17 protein-coding genes and 1 tRNA gene are annotated in these 17109 nt (G+C 67.1%); 17 read left to right on the forward strand and 1 reads right to left on the reverse strand.

Annotated elements, in window-relative coordinates; translation table 11 throughout:
- Positions 1-66: 66 nt before the first annotated feature.
- Positions 67-951, reverse strand: a complete 885-nt coding sequence (locus AC3IRM_RS05280; protein WP_489205195.1) for a LysR family transcriptional regulator — start codon at positions 949-951, stop codon at positions 67-69.
- Between the two features lie 95 nt (positions 952-1046).
- Between AC3IRM_RS05280 and trpB the strand changes: the two genes are divergently transcribed.
- The 17 genes from trpB (at position 1047) to nuoI (ending at position 17107) form a co-directional block, all read left to right on the forward strand.
- On the forward strand, positions 1047-2264 hold the full coding sequence (gene trpB / locus AC3IRM_RS05285) for a tryptophan synthase subunit beta (RefSeq protein WP_489205196.1): 1218 nt from the start codon (positions 1047-1049) through the stop codon (positions 2262-2264).
- A 71-nt stretch (positions 2265-2335) separates the two neighbouring features.
- Entirely contained in the window at positions 2336-3142 is an 807-nt protein-coding gene (trpA, locus tag AC3IRM_RS05290; RefSeq protein WP_489205197.1) for a tryptophan synthase subunit alpha, read from the forward strand.
- A gap of 96 nt (positions 3143-3238) precedes the next feature.
- Positions 3239-4120: an acetyl-CoA carboxylase, carboxyltransferase subunit beta gene (gene accD / locus AC3IRM_RS05295; protein ID WP_489205198.1), complete on the forward strand. Its 882-nt coding sequence runs from the start codon at positions 3239-3241 to the stop codon at positions 4118-4120.
- A complete protein-coding gene (glmM, locus tag AC3IRM_RS05300) occupies positions 4117-5466 on the forward strand; it encodes a phosphoglucosamine mutase (protein ID WP_489205199.1) in 1350 nt (449 codons plus the stop codon). Before accD ends, glmM begins: the two co-directional genes overlap by 4 nt.
- A gap of 16 nt (positions 5467-5482) precedes the next feature.
- Positions 5483-6421 carry an isopenicillin N synthase family dioxygenase gene (locus tag AC3IRM_RS05305; protein WP_489205200.1) on the forward strand — a complete coding sequence of 313 codons (939 nt, stop codon included), beginning with the start codon at positions 5483-5485 and terminating at the stop codon, positions 6419-6421.
- 204 nt (positions 6422-6625) lie between these two features.
- On the forward strand, positions 6626-7375 hold the full coding sequence (tpiA, locus tag AC3IRM_RS05310; RefSeq protein ID WP_489205201.1) for a triose-phosphate isomerase: 750 nt from the start codon (positions 6626-6628) through the stop codon (positions 7373-7375).
- 57 nt (positions 7376-7432) lie between these two features.
- Positions 7433-7885 (forward strand): preprotein translocase subunit SecG, encoded by a 453-nt coding sequence (gene secG / locus AC3IRM_RS05315; protein WP_489205202.1) that lies wholly within the window; start codon positions 7433-7435, stop codon positions 7883-7885.
- A gap of 62 nt (positions 7886-7947) precedes the next feature.
- Positions 7948-8032: transfer RNA gene (locus AC3IRM_RS05320), tRNA-Leu, on the forward strand.
- A 342-nt stretch (positions 8033-8374) separates the two neighbouring features.
- Positions 8375-8731 carry an NADH-quinone oxidoreductase subunit A gene (locus AC3IRM_RS05325; RefSeq protein WP_159679484.1) on the forward strand — a complete coding sequence of 119 codons (357 nt, stop codon included), beginning with the start codon at positions 8375-8377 and terminating at the stop codon, positions 8729-8731.
- Complete coding sequence (locus AC3IRM_RS05330; protein ID WP_159679482.1) at positions 8722-9300, forward strand: NuoB/complex I 20 kDa subunit family protein; 579 nt, start codon at positions 8722-8724, stop codon at positions 9298-9300. Before AC3IRM_RS05325 ends, AC3IRM_RS05330 begins: the two co-directional genes overlap by 10 nt.
- Positions 9293-10051: an NADH-quinone oxidoreductase subunit C gene (locus AC3IRM_RS05335; RefSeq protein WP_489205203.1), complete on the forward strand. Its 759-nt coding sequence runs from the start codon at positions 9293-9295 to the stop codon at positions 10049-10051. Before AC3IRM_RS05330 ends, AC3IRM_RS05335 begins: the two co-directional genes overlap by 8 nt.
- A 5-nt stretch (positions 10052-10056) precedes the next feature.
- Positions 10057-11361, forward strand: coding sequence for an NADH-quinone oxidoreductase subunit D (locus AC3IRM_RS05340; protein ID WP_310153692.1), 1305 nt, complete (start codon positions 10057-10059; stop codon positions 11359-11361).
- Positions 11358-11885: an NADH-quinone oxidoreductase subunit NuoE gene (nuoE, locus tag AC3IRM_RS05345; protein WP_310153412.1), complete on the forward strand. Its 528-nt coding sequence runs from the start codon at positions 11358-11360 to the stop codon at positions 11883-11885. Before AC3IRM_RS05340 ends, nuoE begins: the two co-directional genes overlap by 4 nt.
- Before the next feature lie 14 nt (positions 11886-11899).
- Complete coding sequence (nuoF, locus tag AC3IRM_RS05350; protein ID WP_489205204.1) at positions 11900-13267, forward strand: NADH-quinone oxidoreductase subunit NuoF; 1368 nt, start codon at positions 11900-11902, stop codon at positions 13265-13267.
- On the forward strand, positions 13264-15507 hold the full coding sequence (gene nuoG / locus AC3IRM_RS05355; RefSeq protein WP_489205205.1) for an NADH-quinone oxidoreductase subunit NuoG: 2244 nt from the start codon (positions 13264-13266) through the stop codon (positions 15505-15507). The genes nuoF and nuoG overlap by 4 nt, the downstream gene beginning before the upstream one ends.
- Before the next feature lie 89 nt (positions 15508-15596).
- Positions 15597-16619 carry an NADH-quinone oxidoreductase subunit NuoH gene (gene nuoH, locus AC3IRM_RS05360; RefSeq protein ID WP_489205846.1) on the forward strand — a complete coding sequence of 341 codons (1023 nt, stop codon included), beginning with the start codon at positions 15597-15599 and terminating at the stop codon, positions 16617-16619.
- On the forward strand, positions 16619-17107 hold the full coding sequence (nuoI, locus tag AC3IRM_RS05365; RefSeq protein ID WP_489205206.1) for an NADH-quinone oxidoreductase subunit NuoI: 489 nt from the start codon (positions 16619-16621) through the stop codon (positions 17105-17107). The genes nuoH and nuoI overlap by 1 nt, the downstream gene beginning before the upstream one ends.
- Positions 17108-17109 lie beyond the last annotated feature (2 nt).

Raw genomic sequence — 17109 nt, forward strand, 5'->3', positions numbered from 1 at the left:
GATCGCGCGCGGTGCAGCGTTTTCGGGACAGTCTCGATCGCGCGCAAGCGCGCGCCTGCAGCGGTGTCAGGCCAGTTCCTGCCGCAGCCAGTCCGCCAGCGCATCGAGTCGCGGATCGTCGTCGTCCCGGCGCGTCGCCAGAATCCAATGCGCATCCGTCCCGATGAAACCCCACGGCGCGAGCAGGCGGCCGGCGGCGAGATCGTCGGCGACGAGTTCCTGCGGGGCGATCGCGACACCGAGCCCGGCGGCGGCGGCCTCGAGCAGGAAATACAGATGCTCGAATCCCGTGCCGAGATCGTCCGGCGACGCGGCGCCCTGCAGCGAGGCCCACGTCGGCCAGGCCTGTGGGCGTGAGGCGGTGTGCAGCAACGGTTCGCGCAGCAGCGCCCCGGGCGTCAGTCCTGCCAGGCGCGTCGCATCGACATGGCGCGCGCTGAGCACCGGGCCGATCCGCTCCGGTGCAAGGCGACGCACCGTCCACGCGGTCGGCCACGGCGGCGTGCCGATCAGCAACGCGGCATCGAATCCGTCCAGAGACGCCGGGAACGCGCCCTCGTGCGGCGACAGATGCAGTTTCAGATCGGGCAGGGCATCGCCCAGGCGCGGCAGTCGCGGAATCATCCAGCGGGCGAGCAGGCTGCCCGGACAGCCGAGCACGCGCGCCTGTCCGGCGCCCGAGCGGCGGATCGCCGCGGACGCACTTTGCAGACGCGCGAACGCGTCGCCAGCAGCGTCACGCATGCGAAGCCCGGCCGGAGTGAGCCGCAGACCGCGTCCCGCGCGTACGAACAGCGGTGTGCCGAGCGCGTCTTCGAGCAGACGCACCTGGCGGCTGATCGCGCCATGCGTCACGTGCAGCGCCGCGGCGGCGCGGCTCAGGCTGCCCAGACGCGCGGCGGCCTCGAACGCGCGCAGCGCGTTGAGCGGTGGCAGATCGGTATCCGGCATGTGAGATTTCCTGACAGTTCCGTCAGATCTTATCGATTCTTGGCGCGCGATGTGTGCGTTAGAGTACGAGCCAGCCCGCACCGTAGCCCGCCCCGATGTCGCAGTCTCCGATCACCGATTTCCACGCCTGGCCCGATGCCAACGGCCACTTCGGCCGTTACGGCGGGCGCTTCGTCGCCGACACGCTGATGGAGCCGATCGCTGAACTCGCGGCGGCCTACGACGCCGCCAAGGCGGATCCCACGTTCCAGCAGGCCTTCGACAAGGATCTCGCGCATTACGTCGGCCGGCCCAGTCCGATCTATCACGCCGAGCGGCTCAGCGACGCCGTCGGCGGCGCGCGCATCCTGCTCAAGCGCGAGGACCTGAACCACACCGGCGCGCACAAGATCAACAACACCGTCGGCCAGGCACTGCTCGCCAGCCGCATGGGCAAGACCCGGATCATCGCCGAGACCGGCGCCGGCCAGCACGGCGTGGCCAGCGCCACCGTTGCCGCGCGGCTGGGGCTGGAATGCGTGGTCTACATGGGGGCGACCGACATCGAGCGGCAGAAGATCAACGTCTACCGCATGCGCCTGCTCGGCGCGGAAGTGGTGCCGGTGACCTCGGGTTCGGCGACGCTCAAGGACGCGCTCAACGAAGCGATGCGCGACTGGGTCTCGAACGTGCAGGACACGTTCTACATCATCGGCACCGTGGCCGGTCCCGATCCGTATCCGCGCATGGTCCGCGATTTCAATGCGATCGTCGGCCGCGAGGCGCGCGCGCAGATGCTCGCCGAGTACGGCCGCCTGCCGGACGCGATCACCGCCTGCGTCGGCGGCGGCAGCAATGCCATCGGCCTGTTCCACGCCTTCCTCAACGATCCGGACGTGCGCATCGTCGGCGCAGAGGCGGCGGGCGACGGTGTCGACACCGGTCGTCATGCCGCGTCGATCGTCGCGGGCCGTCCGGGCGTACTGCACGGCAACCGTACCTATGTGATCTGCGACGACGACGGTCAGATCACCGAGACGCATTCGGTCTCCGCCGGCCTCGACTACCCGGGCGTCGGACCCGAGCATTCCTTCCTCGCCGACGCCGGCCGCGCGCAATACGTCGGCATCACCGACGACGAAGCCCTCGCCGCGTTCCACCAGCTGGCGAAGACCGAGGGCATCCTCGCCGCGCTCGAATCCAGCCACGCGATCGCGCAGGCGATCAAGCTCGCGCGCGATCTGCCGAAGGACGCGATCGTGCTGGCCAACCTGTCCGGCCGCGGCGACAAGGACGTGCACACGATCGCGCAGCGGGAAGGCTTCGTGCTGTGAGTGCGTCTGCCGATATCGAACATGGGCCGACGCACGCGACGGCCCCGCGCACCGCATTGCCACGGACCGCCATGAATCGCATCGACACCCGTTTCGCCGCACTCCGCGCAGCCGGCCGCAAGGCTCTGATCCCATTCTTCACCGCCGGCGATCCCTCGCTCGAGGCGACGGTGCCGGTGATGCATGCCCTGGTCGCAGCCGGGGCCGACGTCATCGAGCTCGGTGTGCCGTTCTCCGATCCGATGGCCGACGGCCCGACGATCCAGCGCAGCTCCGAGCGCGCGCTGGGGCGTGGCGCGGGCATGACCTACGTGCTCGATGCGGTGCGCAGATTCCGCGCGCAGGACGCCACCACACCGATCGTGCTGATGGGCTATCTCAATCCCGTCGACATCCGCGGACCGGCTACCTTCGCGCGCCAGGCCGGTGACGCGGGTGTCGATGGCGTGCTGCTGGTCGATCTGCCCCCGGAGGAGGCCGACGAGTTCCGGGTGGGCTTCGACGCAGCCGGTGTCGCGCTGGTGCTGCTGGCATCTCCGACCACGACCGACGCGCGCATCCAAGCCTTGTGCGCTCGTGCGCAGGGCTATCTGTATTACGTCAGCTTCGCCGGGGTGACCGGCGCGGCGGACCGGCTCGATACGGCGCAGGCCTCGACCCGCCTGCGGTCGATCCGCGCCGCCAGTCGCGCGCCGGTGGTGGCCGGTTTCGGCATCCGCGACGCCGCGAGTGCCGCCGCGATGGCGGTCGATGCGGACGGCGTCGTCGTCGGCAGCGCGCTGGTCGCCGCGCTCGACGGGGCAGCGGATGCGGACGAGGCTGCTGCACGTGCGCAGGCGTTCCTTGCGCCGCTGCGCAGCGCCCTCGACGCTCCCTGAACCGGGGCGGCAGCGCGGGCTGCGGGCCGCCGGGGGCGGTCGGGTACACTTCCGCGCTTTGCGGCCCCGTTGCGGCCGTCGAGAGAGCAGACGCCCATGTCCTGGTTGCAGAAGATCATGCCGCCGCGCATCCGCACCGATGCGCCCGCGGCCAAGAAGCGCAGCGTTCCCGAGGGTCTGTGGGAGAAGTGCGAGCGCTGCAGCACCGTGCTGTACGGCCCGGAGCTCGAAGAGAATCTGGAGGTCTGCCCGAAGTGCAACTTCCACCGTGCGATCCGTGCCCGCGCGCGCCTGAAGGCGTTCCTGGATGCGGGTAGCCTGCAGGAAATCGCGGCCGATCTGGGCCCGACCGACATCCTCAAGTTCAAGGACCAGAAGAAGTATTCGGACCGCATCAAGGCCGCGCAACGCGCCACCGGTGAGCGCGACACGCTGATCGCGATGCAGGGCACGCTGATGCAGCGCCCGATCGTCGCGTGCGCGATGGATTTCGCCTACATGGGCGGCTCGATGGGCTCGGTCGGCGGCGAGAAGTTCGCCCGCGCCGCCGAGCAGGCGCTCGCGCTGCGCACGCCGTTCGTGAGCTTCGCCGCGAGCGGCGGCATGCGCATGCAGGAAAGCATGTTTTCGCTGCTGCAGATGGCCAAGACCTCGGCCGCGCTGGCGCGCCTGCGCGAAGCGGGCCTGCCGTACATTTCGGTGCTGACCAACCCGACCTATGGCGGGACCTCGGCGTCGTTCGCGATGCTCGGCGACATCAACATCGCCGAGCCCGAAGCGCTGATCGGTTTCGCCGGTCCGCGCGTGATCGAACAGACCGTGCGCGAGACCTTGCCCGAAGGTTTCCAGACATCGGAATTCCTGCTCGAGCACGGCGCGATCGACCAGATCTGCGACCGCCGCGAAATGCGTGACCGCATTTCCCGCCTGGTCGCGTTGCTCGGCAAGCAGGACATGCCGACCGAGGCCGCTGCGTGAGCCGCAGGTATTTCGGTACCGACGGCATCCGTGGGCGGGTCGGTGAGGGGTCGATCTCCGCCGATTTCGTGCTGCGCCTGGGCAATGCCTATGGTCATTCGCTGCGCGGACGCGGCGGCGACTGGCGCCGCCCGCAGGTGTTGATCGGCAAGGACACGCGCATCTCGAACTACATGTTCGAGGCGGCACTGGAAGCCGGCCTGGTCGCGGCCGGTGTCGACGTGCAGCTGATGGGCCCGATGCCCACGCCGGCCGTCGCGCATCTGACGCGTTCGCTCGGCGCCGATGGCGGCATCGTCATTTCCGCCTCGCACAATCCGCATCACGACAACGGCATCAAGTTCTTCAGCGCGCAGGGCGAGAAGCTCGACGACGCGAGCGAACTCGCGATCGAAGCCGCGCTCGACCAGCCGTTCCGTACCGTGGCCTCCGAGAAGCTCGGCAAGGCCGTGCGTACGCGCGATGCGGTCGGCCGCTACGTGGAAGCCTGCAAGGCCTCGGTGCCGCGTGGTTTCGATCTAGACGGCATGCGCATCGTCGTCGACTGCGCGAACGGTGCCACCTACCAGGTCGGTCCGATCGTGCTGCGCGAACTCGGCGCACAGGTCGAGGTGATCGGCGCCGAGCCCAACGGCGTCAACATCAACGACGGTGTCGGGTCGACGCATCCCGAGTTTCTGAGCGAGCGCGTCAGTCGCAGCGGCGCGAATCTGGGCATCGCCTTCGACGGCGACGGCGACCGCGTGCTGTTCGTCGATGCCAACGGCACCGTGCGCGACGGCGACGATCTGCTGTACGTGCTGGCGCGCGACTGGCAGCAGTCGGGGCGCCTGCAGGGGCCGGTGGTCGGCACGCTGATGAGCAATTTCGGCCTGGAGCGTGCGTTCGGCGAAGCCGGCATCGGTTTCGCGCGTGCGAAGGTCGGGGACCGTTACGTGCACCAGATGCTGCTCGAGCACGACGGCATGCTCGGCGGCGAGACCTCCGGACATCTGCTGTGCCTGGATCGCGCGACGACCGGCGACGGCATCATCAGCGCGCTGCAGGTGCTCGAGGTGCTGCGTCGCCGCGGTCAGTCGCTGCAGGAAGCGCTGCATGGCCTGTCCAAGGTGCCGCAGAAGACCGTCAACGTGCGCTATGCGGGCACGTCGAAGCCTGCGGACGCACCTGCAGTGCAGGCCGCGCTCGCGCAGGCGCAGGCCGCCGTGCAGGGCCGCGGTCGCGCGTTCCTGCGCCCGTCGGGTACCGAGCCTGTGGTGCGCGTGACCGTCGAGGCCGACGACGACACGCTGATGCAATCGACCCTCGACCAGCTGGCCGACGCCGTGCGCGCGGCCGCCGCCTGATTCCAAGGATTCCGCCATGACCGCCCGTATTCCCACGCTCGACATCCGCCGCTTCGACACCGACCGCGAGGCTTTCGTCGCCGAACTCGGCGCTGCCTACCGCGAGTGGGGCTTCGCCGGCATCAACGGCCACGGCATTCCGCAGGCGCAGATCGACGGCGCCTACGACGTGTTCAAGGCCTTTTTCGCGCTGCCCGATGACATCAAGAAGCAGTACCACGTGGCAGGCGGTGGCGGTGCGCGCGGTTACACCGCTTTCGGTGTCGAAACCGCGAAGGGCGCCCAGCACTTCGACCTCAAGGAGTTTTGGCACATCGGCCGCGAGATTCCGGACGACTCGAAGTACCGCGACGTCATGCCGCCGAACCTGTGGCCGACCGAGGTGCCGGGCTTCCGCGAACACGGGTACGGCCTGTACCAGACGCTCGATGCGCTGGGCTCGAAGGTGCTGTCGGCGCTGGCGCTGCACATCGGCCTGCCGGAGGACTACTTCGTCGACAAGACCGATGTCGGCAACTCGATCCTGCGCCCGATCCACTACCCGCCGATCACCGCCGACGACATTCCGAACGAGCGCGCCGGCGCGCACGAGGACATCAACCTGATCACGCTGCTGGTCGGCGCGAGCGCGGCGGGTCTGGAAGTGAAGTCCAAGCAGGGCGAGTGGGTGCCCTTCACGTCGGATGCCGACACCATTGTCGTCAACATCGGCGACATGCTGCAGCGCCTGACCAACCATGTGTATCCGTCGACCACGCACCGCGTCACCAACCCGCCCGGCGAGCAGGCGCGCAAGCCGCGCTACTCGGTGCCGTTCTTCCTGCATCCGAATCCGGATTTCGTCATCGACGTGTTGCCGTCGACGGTGAGCGCCGACAATCCGAGCCGCTATCCAGACGCGATCACCGCGCAGGGCTATCTCGAAGAGCGGCTGCGCGAGATCAAGCTGAAGTAAGGCCTCACGGGATCGGACGTCAGCAGACACGGCGCCCGGGGCGCCATGTGCGTCAGAGGCTCCGCGAGTTCCTTGGAGGCCGCCGCAGGCAGGGCCGCTCCGGCACCAGCTGGCGCCGATGCACGGAGACGTGGTCGGCCCCCTGGGCCGGGACAGCGGACGCATCGGCTATCCTCTTGCGCTTCTTGTCACAAGGAGTCGCGCATGCGCCGCAGGATCGTCGCCGGCAACTGGAAGCTGCAGGGCAGCCGCACATTCGCCACCGAGCTCGTCGAAGCCATCGCCGGCGGCCTGCCCAGCGGGGTCGAGGCGATCGTGCTCCCGCCGTATCCGTATCTCCCGTTGCTGACCCAGTCGCATGGCGGGCGCGGCGTGGCATTCGGCGCGCAGGACGTCAGCGCGCACGCCAAGGGTGCCTACACCGGCGAAGTGGCCGCGTCGATGCTCGCCGACGTCGGCGCCGTCTACACGCTGGTCGGTCATTCCGAGCGGCGCCAGTACCACGGCGAGGACGACGCGCTGGTCGCGCGGAAGTTCGTCGCCGCCCGCACCGCCGGCCTGGTACCGATCCTGTGCGTCGGCGAGTCCCGCGAGCAGCGCGAGGGCGGGCACACCGAAGCGGTGATCGCGGCCCAGGTCGAGGCGGTGCTGGCCGGGGCGGGCGTCGCCGCGTTCGATGGCGCGATCGTTGCCTACGAGCCGGTCTGGGCGATCGGTACCGGCCTGACCGCCAGCCCGGAGCAGGCGCAGGCCGTCCACGCCTTCCTGCGTGGCGTGGTCGCGAAGCAGGATGCTAGAATCGCCGATTCGTTGCCGCTGTTGTATGGCGGCAGCTGCAAGCCCGACAATGCCGCTGCGCTGTTCTCGCAGCCCGACGTCGACGGCGGATTGATCGGCGGCGCCTCGCTGGTGGCCGACGACTTCCTGGCCATCGTCGCCGCGGCCGCGCGCTGATCACCGCCGGCGCTTCCGACACAAAACCCCTCCGCGGGCACCCAGAGCACCCACGCAATGCTGCTGACCGTCTTCAACATCCTGTTCGTCATCATCGCCATCGCGATGATCGCGTTGATCCTCATGCAGCGCGGCGCCGGTGCCGCGGCCGGTTCCGGCTTCGGTGGCGGCGCGTCCGCGACCGTCTTCGGTGCGCGCGGCTCGTCCAACTTCCTGTCGAAGGCCACGAAGTGGCTGGCGATCAGCTTCTTCGCGGTCACGCTGTTCATGGCGTGGTACGCGATGCACCGCGCCAATCCGAACGCGCTCGACATGGATCTCGGTGTCATGGGGAGCCAGGTGCCGACCGCGCCGGTTGAAGGTGCGCCGGCCACGCCGGTCGCGCCGCCTGCGCCCGCGGACGCTACGGTGCCTGCAGCGCCGTCGGCCGATGGCGCCGTACCTGCCGCACCGCCCGTGCCGGAAAATTCTTCGCAGGAATCGCCGCAGCCCACTCCCCAGAACGATTGATTGGGATTACAATGCGCGGCTCGCCGGGGCGGTATGCCCGGATGAGGTTTTCAGGTTGACCTGCCCAGGTGGCGGAATTGGTAGACGCACTACCTTGAGGTGGTAGCGGCTTAGGTCGTAGGGGTTCGAGTCCCCTCTTGGGCACCAACCGGAAAAGCGATGCGCCCCGCGTGCATCGGACACGAGGAGCCTCGCGCGAGCGGGGCTTTTTCGTGTCCGCAGGTGTGCGCCTTCGCGCGGACAGGAATCATTCGCGCGCCAGATTCGCGGATTGCGCGCGGGAACTGCGCAATGCTGTGCCAACTGCCTGCGTGCAGTCGGAAATCGTTTACTCACCAGTTCTGTAACCGGTACAATTGCCGGGATCGGGCGATCGCACATCATGTGCATCGCCCGGCCTTCGTGAAGCGCTTCGACGCTTCGAGAATGCGGCGTCACAGGCGCCGAGCCAAGGCCGCAGATTGCGGCCGTAGCCGAGAGAACATCCGAGTGCTGGCCGAATATCTGCCGACCCTGCTGTTCCTGATCGTTGCCACGGGGATCGGCATTGCATTGCTGATCATTGGCAACCTGTTGGGGCCCAAGCGCCCGACGCTGGAAAAGCTGTCGCCCTACGAGTGCGGATTCGAAGCCTTCGAAGACGCGCGCATGCAGTTCGACGTGCGCTACTACCTCATCGCGATCCAGTTCATCGTCTTCGATCTGGAAATCATCTTCATCGTGCCCTGGGCCACCGTGTTCCGCGAACTCGGCGTGCTGGGTCTGATCGAGATGGGCATCTTCGCCGGCATGCTGCTGCTCGGCTTCGTCTACGTGTGGAAGAAGGGAGCGCTGGAATGGGAGTGAACCAGACCGTCGCGCGCCTGATGAACAACCCGCTGCCGGAAGGCCGCGTGGACGACATCCTGCGCCCGGAAGGCGAGAACCCGCTGCTCGAGCGCGGTTTCGTCACGACCAGTTCCGATGTGCTGCTCAACTGGGCACGCACCGGCTCGATGTGGCCGATGACCTTCGGTCTGGCCTGCTGCGCGGTGGAGATGATGCACGCCGGTGCGGCGCGTCTCGATCTCGACCGCTACGGCGTGGTGTTCCGCCCCAGCCCGCGCCAGTCGGACGTAATGATCGTGGCCGGCACGCTGGTCAACAAGATGGCCCCGGCGCTGCGCAAGGTCTACGACCAGATGCCCGATCCGAAGTGGGTCATTTCGATGGGCAGCTGTGCCAACGGCGGCGGCTACTACCATTACTCCTACTCGGTGGTGCGCGGCTGCGATCGCATCGTGCCGGTCGACGTCTACGTGCCGGGCTGCCCGCCGACGGCCGAAGCGTTGATCTACGGCATCCTGCAATTGCAGAAGAAGATCCGCCGCGCCACCAACTTCGGCGACACCAAGACGGGGCAGCGCGATGCGTGAGTCCGGCACCGCGTTCGCCGCGCGCCTGCGCGCGCGCTTCTCCGACGCCGACGTGGCGATCGCACTGCCGCGCGGCGAGGTGACGATCACCACTGCCGGCGACTGGCTCGACACCGCGCGCGCATTGCGCGACGAGTTCGGCTTCGAAATGCTGATCGACGTCTGTGGGGTCGACTACCTCAGTCACGGCAGCGACGAGTGGGACACCGACGTGTCCTCGGAAGGCTTCAGCCGCGGCGTCGAAGGTCGTGGTCCGGGCCGTTTCAAGTTCGGCGAAACCGGCAGCCGCCAGGTCGCGCAGCCGCAGGGCGATGCCGACATTCCAGTGCCGCAGCGCCGCTTCGCCGCGGTCGCGCAGCTGCTCTCGATCCAGCACAACCAGCGCGTGATGCTGAAGTGCTTCGCGCCGAGTGACGACCTGCCGGTCGTGTCCTCGCTGACCGGTCTGTGGCCGGTCGCGAACTGGTTCGAGCGCGAGGCGTTCGACCTGTTCGGCGTGATCTTCGAAGGTCATCCGGACCTGCGCCGCATCCTGACCGACTACGGTTTTGTCGGTCATCCGTTCCGCAAGGATTTCCCGTTGATCGGCAATGTCGAAGTGCGTTACGACGCCGAGCGCAAGCGCGTGGTGTACGAGCCGGTGACCTCGGTCGAGCCGCGCGTCGGCGTGCCGCGCGTGATCCGTGACGATGCCCGTTTCGCGACCGCGCATGACGAACAGGCCGCGCGCCGCGTGGAGGCTGCCAAGTGAGCGCCGTGCCGACCACTTCGCTGCACACCAACGCGACGCCGAGCGCGGAAGCGCTGAAGCAGGAAATCCGCAACTACACATTCAACTTCGGTCCCCAGCATCCGTCCGCGCACGGCGTGCTGCGCCTGATCCTGGAAATGGACGGCGAGACCGTGATGCGCGCCGATCCGCACATCGGCCTGCTGCACCGTGGCACCGAGAAGCTGGCCGAGTCGAAGCCGTTCAACCAGTCGATCGGGTACATGGACCGCCTCGACTACGTGTCGATGATGTGCAACGAGCACGCCTATGTGCGCGCGATCGAGACCCTGATGGGGATCGAGGCGCCCGAGCGTGCGCAGTGGATCCGCACGCTGTTCGACGAGATCACCCGCATCCTCAACCACCTGATGTGGGTGGGTTCGAACGCGCTCGATCTCGGCGCGATGGCGGTGATGCTCTACGCATTCCGTGAGCGCGAAGAGCTGATGGACGTCTACGAGGCGGTGTCGGGCGCGCGCATGCATGCGACCTATTACCGTCCCGGCGGCGTCTACCGCGACCTGCCGGCGCAGATGCCGCAGTACGCCGAGTCGCGCTGGCGCAAGGGCGAGAAGCTCAAGCGCTTCAACAAGTGGCGCGGCGGTTCGATGCTGGATTACCTCGAGGCGTTCGCGAAGGATTTCCCGGGCCGCGTCGACGAATACGAGACCCTGCTCACCGACAACCGCATCTGGAAGCAGCGCACCGTCGGCATCGGCGTGATTCCGCCGGACCTGGCGAAGGCGTGGGGCATGACCGGCCCGATGCTGCGTGGCTCCGGCGTCGAGTGGGATCTGCGCAAGACCCAGCCCTACGCCAAGTACGCCGAAGTCGATTTCGACATCGCGGTGGGCGTCAACGGTGACTGCTACGACCGGTATCTCGTGCGCGTGTTCGAGATGCGCGAGTCGGCGAAGATCATCCAGCAGTGCGTGAACTGGCTGCGGGCGAATCCCGGCCCGGTCATGCTGGACAACTACAAGGTGTCGCCGCCGTCGCGTGAATCGATGAAGGACGACATGGAAGCGTTGATCCATCACTTCAAGCTGTTCACCGAGGGCTACAGCGTGCCCGCCGGCGAGACCTACAGCGCTGTCGAAGCCCCGAAGGGCGAGTTCGGCTGCTATCTGGTCTCCGACGGCGCGAACAAGCCGTTCCGCGTGCATCTGCGCGCACCCGGTTTCGCGCACCTCTCGTCGATGGACGCCATCACCAGCGGACACATGCTGTCCGACGTGGTGGCGATGATCGGTACCTATGACATCGTGTTCGGAGAAGTCGACCGATGAAGGCGACTGGCAATTTCGAGAACGCCCGCAGCGTCGACCCGATGGTCGTGCTCAGCGGCGACACGCGCGCGCACATCGATCACTGGCTGACCAAGTTCCCCGAAGACCGCAAGCGGTCCGCGGTGCTGCAGGGTCTGTTCGCGGCCCAGGAGCAGAACAATGGCTGGCTGACCGACGAACTGATCGCCGGCGTCGCCAAGTATCTGGACCTGCCGCCGGTGTGGGCCTACGAGGTCGCGACGTTTTACTCGATGTTCGAGACCGAGAAAGTCGGCCGCAACAACGTCGCGTTCTGCACCAACATCAGCTGCTGGCTCAACGGCGCCGAGGATCTCGTCGCGCACGCGGAGAAGAAGCTGGGCTGCAAGCTGGGTGAATCCACCGCCGACGGTCGCGTCTTCCTCAAGCGTGAGGAAGAGTGCGTCGCTGCGTGCTGCGGCGCGCCGGTCGTGGTCATCAACGGTCATTACCACGAGAAGCTCACACCCGAAACGGTGGACGAGCTGATCGATGGTCTGAAGTAGGGCATCGCGCGGACATGGCACATCACCATCCCAAGTCTTCCGAAGGTTACGGGCCCGTCGGGCCTGCGCCGCAGGAACACCAGGCGGTCTACACCACGCTGCATTTCGACAAGCCGTGGTCGTACGAGAACTACCTCAAGACGGGTGGTTACAGCGCGCTGCGCAGGATTCTCGAAGAGAAGATCCCGCCGGCCGACGTGATCGAGATGGTCAAGCAGTCGGGCCTGCGCGGTCGCGGCGGTGCGGGCTTCCCGACCGGTCTGAAGTGGAGCTTCATGCCCAAGGGCGAAATGCAGAAGTACATCCTCTGCAACTCCGACGAATCCGAGCCGGGCACCGCGAAAGACCGCGACATCCTGCGTTACAACCCGCATGCGGTCATCGAGGGCATGGCGATCGCGTGCTACGCGACCGGCTCGACGGTGGCCTACAACTATCTGCGCGGCGAGTTCCACCACGAGCCCTTCGAACATCTGGAAGAAGCCACCGCCGAGGCGTATGCCAACGGCTGGCTGGGCAAGAACCTGCTCGGTTCGGGCATCGACGTCGACATCTACAACGCGCTCGGCGCGGGCGCCTACATCTGCGGCGAAGAGACCGCATTGATGGAGTCGCTGGAAGGCAAGAAGGGACAGCCGCGCTTCAAGCCGCCGTTCCCGGCCAATTTCGGCCTGTACGGCAAGCCGACCACGATCAACAACACCGAGACCTACGCTTCGGTGCCGGCGATCGTGCGCAACGGCGCGCAGTGGTTCATGGATCTGGGCAAGCCCAACAACGGCGGCTGCAAGATCTTCTCGGTCTCCGGTCATGTGGCCAAGCCGGGCAATCACGAGATCCGCCTGGGCACGCCGTTCTCCGAGCTGCTCGAGCTGTGCGGCGGCATGCGTGAAGGCCGCACGATCAAGGGCGTGATTCCGGGCGGTTCCTCGATGCCGGTGCTGCCGGGCGAGACGATGATGGGCCTGACGATGGATTACGACGCGCTGCAGAAGGCCGGTTCCGGCCTCGGCTCGGGCGCGGTGATCGTCATGGACGACACGACCTGCATGGTGCGCGCATGCCGACGCATCGCGCGCTTCTACTACAAGGAGAGCTGCGGCCAGTGCACGCCGTGCCGCGAAGGCACCGGCTGGATGTACCGCATGCTGTGCCGCATCGCCGACCACACTGCGACGGTGGAAGACCTGCAGATGTTGCGGGCCGCGGCCGGCCAGATCGAGGGACACACCATCTGCGCGTTCGGTGAAGCGGCCGCCTGGCCGGTGCAGGGCTTCCTGCGCCATTTCTGGGACGAATTCGAGTACGCGATTGTCAATAAGCGCTTCCTCGTCGACGACCAGCGCAACGGCACCGTCGTGTCCAAGGCGGTCGCCGCATGAGCGCGCAGCCCGTGAATCCGAACCTGCCGCCCGACCACGTCACCGTCTTCATCGACGGCGTCGAACTGGCCGCGCCCAAGGGCTCGATGATCATCCATGCCGCCGACAAGGCCGGCATTCCGATCCCGCGTTTCTGCTATCACGACAAGCTCGAGATCGCCGCGAACTGCCGCATGTGCCTGGTCGACACCGAAGTCGGCGGCCGCGGTGCGCCCAAGCCGTCGCCGGCCTGCGCCACGCCGGTGATGGACGGACTGAAGGTCTTCACGCGCAACGAGAAGGCGCTCAAGGCCCAGCGCAACGTGATGGAGTTCCTGCTGATCAACCATCCGCTCGACTGCCCGATCTGCGATCAGGGCGGCGAGTGCGAACTGCAGGATCTCTCGCTCGGTTACGGCCGTTCGGTCAGCCGCTTTGCCGAGCGCAAGCGCGTCGTCGCCGACGAGGATCTCGGTCCGCTGGTCGCGACGGAAATGACCCGCTGCATCCAGTGCACGCGCTGCGTGCGCTTCACCGCGGAAATCGCCGGCACCTACGAGCTGGGCGGCATGCAGCGCGGCGAGAACCTGCAGATCGGCACCTACGACGGCAAGCCGCTGACGACCGAGCTGTCCGGCAACGTCATCGACGTATGCCCGGTCGGCGCGTTGACCAACAAGGTGTTCCGCTTCCGTGCGCGTCCGTGGGAACTGATCGCGCGCGAATCGCTCGGCGGCCATGACGCGCTGGGCAGCAACCTGTTCCATCACCTGCGCCGCGGCGACGTGATGCGCACCGTGCCGCGCGACAACGAAGCGGTCAACGAGTGCTGGATCTCCGACCGCGACCGTTACTCCCACCAGGGCCTGACGGCCGATGACCGCGCGGTGCATCCGTTGGTCAAGGATGGCGGCGAGTGGCGCGAGGCCTCGTGGGACGAGGCGCTCGAGCGCGCGATGACGATCCTGCGCGACAACGCGGCCGACGAACTCGGTGTGCTGGTGCATCCGTCGACGTCGAACGAGGAGGGCGCGCTGCTGGCGCGTCTGGCCGATGCCCTAGGCACCGGCAATCTCGATCACCGCATCGCCCAGCGTGACCTGTCCGATGGCGCCATCGCGGAAGCTTTCGCGATGCCGGTCGCCGAACTCGAGCAGGCCGATGTCGTGCTGCTGGTCGGCAGCCACCTGCGTCACGAAGTGCCGCTGCTGCATCACCGCGTGCGTCAGGCGTGGAAGCGCGGCGCCAAGGTGTATGTGGTCAATCCGGTCGATTTCGAATTCACCTTCGACATCGAAGACAAGGCCATCGTCGCGCCGTCGAAGATCGCCGAGACGCTGCAGGTCGCCGAGCTGCGCGACGCGCTGCGCGGCGCCAAGCACGCGGCGATCATCGTGGGTGCGCAGGCGGAAGCCAGCGCGCACGCGGCCGATATCCGCAAGGCTGCGGCCGCGCTCGCCGCCGACACCGGCGCATCGCTGTGCCGCATTCCGCACGGTGCCAACGCGCTGGGTCTATCGCGCGCCGGCGTGCTGCCGACCGCGCGCGACGCCAACGCGATGCTGGCCGAGCGCCGCGGCGCCTACGTGATCTACGGCATCGAGCCGGGTCTGGATTTCGCAGACCAGGCGAAGGCGCTGCAGGCCCTGGGTGCGGCGCAGGTCGTGGCCTTCAGCCACTTCGCCTGCCAGTCCACGCGTGCGGTCGCCGACGTGATCCTGCCGATCGGCGCACTCGCCGAAATCGATGCGACGCTGACCAATCTCGAAGGCCGCGACCAGCAGGCCACCGCCGCCGGCAAGCTGCCGGGCGATGCGCGTGCCGGCTGGCGCGTACTGCGTGCCCTCGGTGGCGCGCTCGAAGCCCCGGGCTTCGAGTTCACCGATCTCGCCGGCCTGCGTGCAGGTCTGCAGGACAAGACCCTCTCGGTCGCCGCATCCGCGGCGCCGGTCGTCGACGGTGACGGCTTCGAACTGGCCGTGACCCAGGCGATCTATCGCGTCGACGGCCTGACCCGTCGCGCCGCCGCGCTGCAGTCGCATCCGCTGACCATCGGTCCCCGCATCGTGCTGCATCCCGACGATGCTGCAGCCAGCAACGTCGCCGACGGCGGCATGGCCAAGGTCTCGAATGCGGTTGGCACCGCGACGCTGCAGGTGGCGATCGACGATCGCGTCGCACCGGGCGCGGCGTGGGTGGAATCGGGCTACGGCGCCACGGCGGCGCTGTCGGCCGGCAAGGTCAAGGTGGTGGCGGCATGAGCGCGATCCAAACCGGTGCGGTTCAAACCGGCGTGACCAATACCGCATCGCTGCTGGGCGATCTGTCGGCGCCGCTGTACGACTGGCTGATGTCGCTGGGCGTGATCGGACTGATCCTGTGGATCGTGCTCAAGATCCTGCTGATCGCGATGCCGGTGATCATCTGCGTCGCGTTCTACGTGGTCTGGGAGCGCAAGCTGCTGGGCTGGATGCATCAGCGCCACGGTCCGATGTATGTGGGCATGGGCATCTTCCAGGCCTTCGCCGACGTCTTCAAACTGCTGTTCAAGGAAGTCATCCAGCCGACCAACGCGCAGCGCGTGCTGTTCGTGCTGGCGCCGCTGATCACACTGGCGCCTGCATTCGCGGCCTGGGCGGTGGTGCCGTTCGATGCACAGCTGGTGCTGTCGAATGCCAACGCCGGTCTGCTGTACCTGCTGGCAATGACCTCGCTGGGCATCTACGGCATCATCCTCGCCGGCTGGGCGTCGAACTCGAAGTACGCCTTCCTCGGCGCGATGCGTGCCTCGGCGCAGATGATCAGCTACGAAATCGCGATGGGCTTCGCGCTCGTCGGCGTGATGGTCGGTGCCGGCAGTCTGAATCTCTCCGAGATCGTCATGGCGCAGGCGGGCGGCAAGGGCCTGTTCGACTGGTTCTGGCTGCCGATGCTGCCGCTGTTCGTCATCTACTTCATCTCCGGTGTGGCCGAGACCAACCGCGCGCCGTTCGACGTCGTCGAAGGCGAGTCGGAAATCGTCGCCGGTCACATGGTCGAGTATTCGGGGTCGGCATTCGCGCTGTTCTTCCTCGCCGAATACGCGAACATGATCCTGATCAGCTTCTTGGTCGCGATCTTCTTCCTCGGCGGCTGGCTGTCGCCGTTCCAGGGCTGGGGCATTCCGCTGCTGTCGGTCGACGGCTGGTGGTGGCTGTTCGCGAAGGTGTTCTTCTTCGCCAGCTGCTTCATCTGGTTCCGCGCCTCGTTCCCGCGCTACCGCTATGACCAGATCATGCGGTTGGGCTGGAAGGTCTTCATTCCGATCAGCATCGGCTGGATCGTGGTCACCGCGCTGATGGCGTACTTCGGAATCTTCGAGGCAGGGCAGTAATGGCCAAGTTCGTTGCATGGTTCAGGGGCCTGTTGCTGCTCGAGTTGCTCGGCGGCATGGCGCTGACCTTCCGGTATCTGTTCCGGGACAAGTACACGCTGATGTACCCGATGGAAAAGACCCCGCAGTCGCCGCGTTTCCGCGGTCTGCATGCGCTGCGCCGGTATCCCAACGGCGAAGAGCGCTGCATCGCATGCAAGCTGTGCGAGGCGGTGTGCCCTGCGCTGGCGATCACGATCGACTCCGAACAGCGCGAGGACGGCACCCGCCGCACCACGCGCTACGACATCGATCTGTTCAAGTGCATCTACTGCGGCTTCTGCGAGGAGTCGTGCCCGGTGGACTCGATCGTCGAGACCCATCTGCACGAGTACCACTTCGAGAACCGCGGCGAGAACATCGTGACCAAGCCGCAGCTGCTGGCGATCGGCGACCGCCTTGAGAGCGAGATCGCAGAACGTCGCGCCGCCGACTCCTCGTACAGGTAAGT

This window comes from Luteimonas sp. KH_071 (assembly GCF_057838005.1).

What these genes read in the sequence shown, in the direction of transcription:
- secG (WP_489205202.1), top strand. Translation starts at nt 7,433, where the DNA reads ATGCTGCTGACCGTCTTCAACATCCTGTTCGTCATCATCGCCATCGCG.
- trpA (WP_489205197.1), top strand. Translation starts at nt 2,336, where the DNA reads ATGAATCGCATCGACACCCGTTTCGCCGCACTCCGCGCAGCCGGCCGC.
- accD (WP_489205198.1), top strand. Translation starts at nt 3,239, where the DNA reads ATGTCCTGGTTGCAGAAGATCATGCCGCCGCGCATCCGCACCGATGCG.
- AC3IRM_RS05335 (WP_489205203.1), top strand. Translation starts at nt 9,293, where the DNA reads ATGCGTGAGTCCGGCACCGCGTTCGCCGCGCGCCTGCGCGCGCGCTTC.
- AC3IRM_RS05330 (WP_159679482.1), top strand. Translation starts at nt 8,722, where the DNA reads ATGGGAGTGAACCAGACCGTCGCGCGCCTGATGAACAACCCGCTGCCG.
- nuoE (WP_310153412.1), top strand. Translation starts at nt 11,358, where the DNA reads ATGAAGGCGACTGGCAATTTCGAGAACGCCCGCAGCGTCGACCCGATG.
- nuoH (WP_489205846.1), top strand. Translation starts at nt 15,597, where the DNA reads ATGTCGCTGGGCGTGATCGGACTGATCCTGTGGATCGTGCTCAAGATC.
- nuoI (WP_489205206.1), top strand. Translation starts at nt 16,619, where the DNA reads ATGGCCAAGTTCGTTGCATGGTTCAGGGGCCTGTTGCTGCTCGAGTTG.
- trpB (WP_489205196.1), top strand. Translation starts at nt 1,047, where the DNA reads ATGTCGCAGTCTCCGATCACCGATTTCCACGCCTGGCCCGATGCCAAC.
- AC3IRM_RS05280 (WP_489205195.1), bottom strand. Translation starts at nt 951, where the DNA reads ATGCCGGATACCGATCTGCCACCGCTCAACGCGCTGCGCGCGTTCGAG.
- AC3IRM_RS05305 (WP_489205200.1), top strand. Translation starts at nt 5,483, where the DNA reads ATGACCGCCCGTATTCCCACGCTCGACATCCGCCGCTTCGACACCGAC.
- nuoF (WP_489205204.1), top strand. Translation starts at nt 11,900, where the DNA reads ATGGCACATCACCATCCCAAGTCTTCCGAAGGTTACGGGCCCGTCGGG.
- tpiA (WP_489205201.1), top strand. Translation starts at nt 6,626, where the DNA reads ATGCGCCGCAGGATCGTCGCCGGCAACTGGAAGCTGCAGGGCAGCCGC.
- nuoG (WP_489205205.1), top strand. Translation starts at nt 13,264, where the DNA reads ATGAGCGCGCAGCCCGTGAATCCGAACCTGCCGCCCGACCACGTCACC.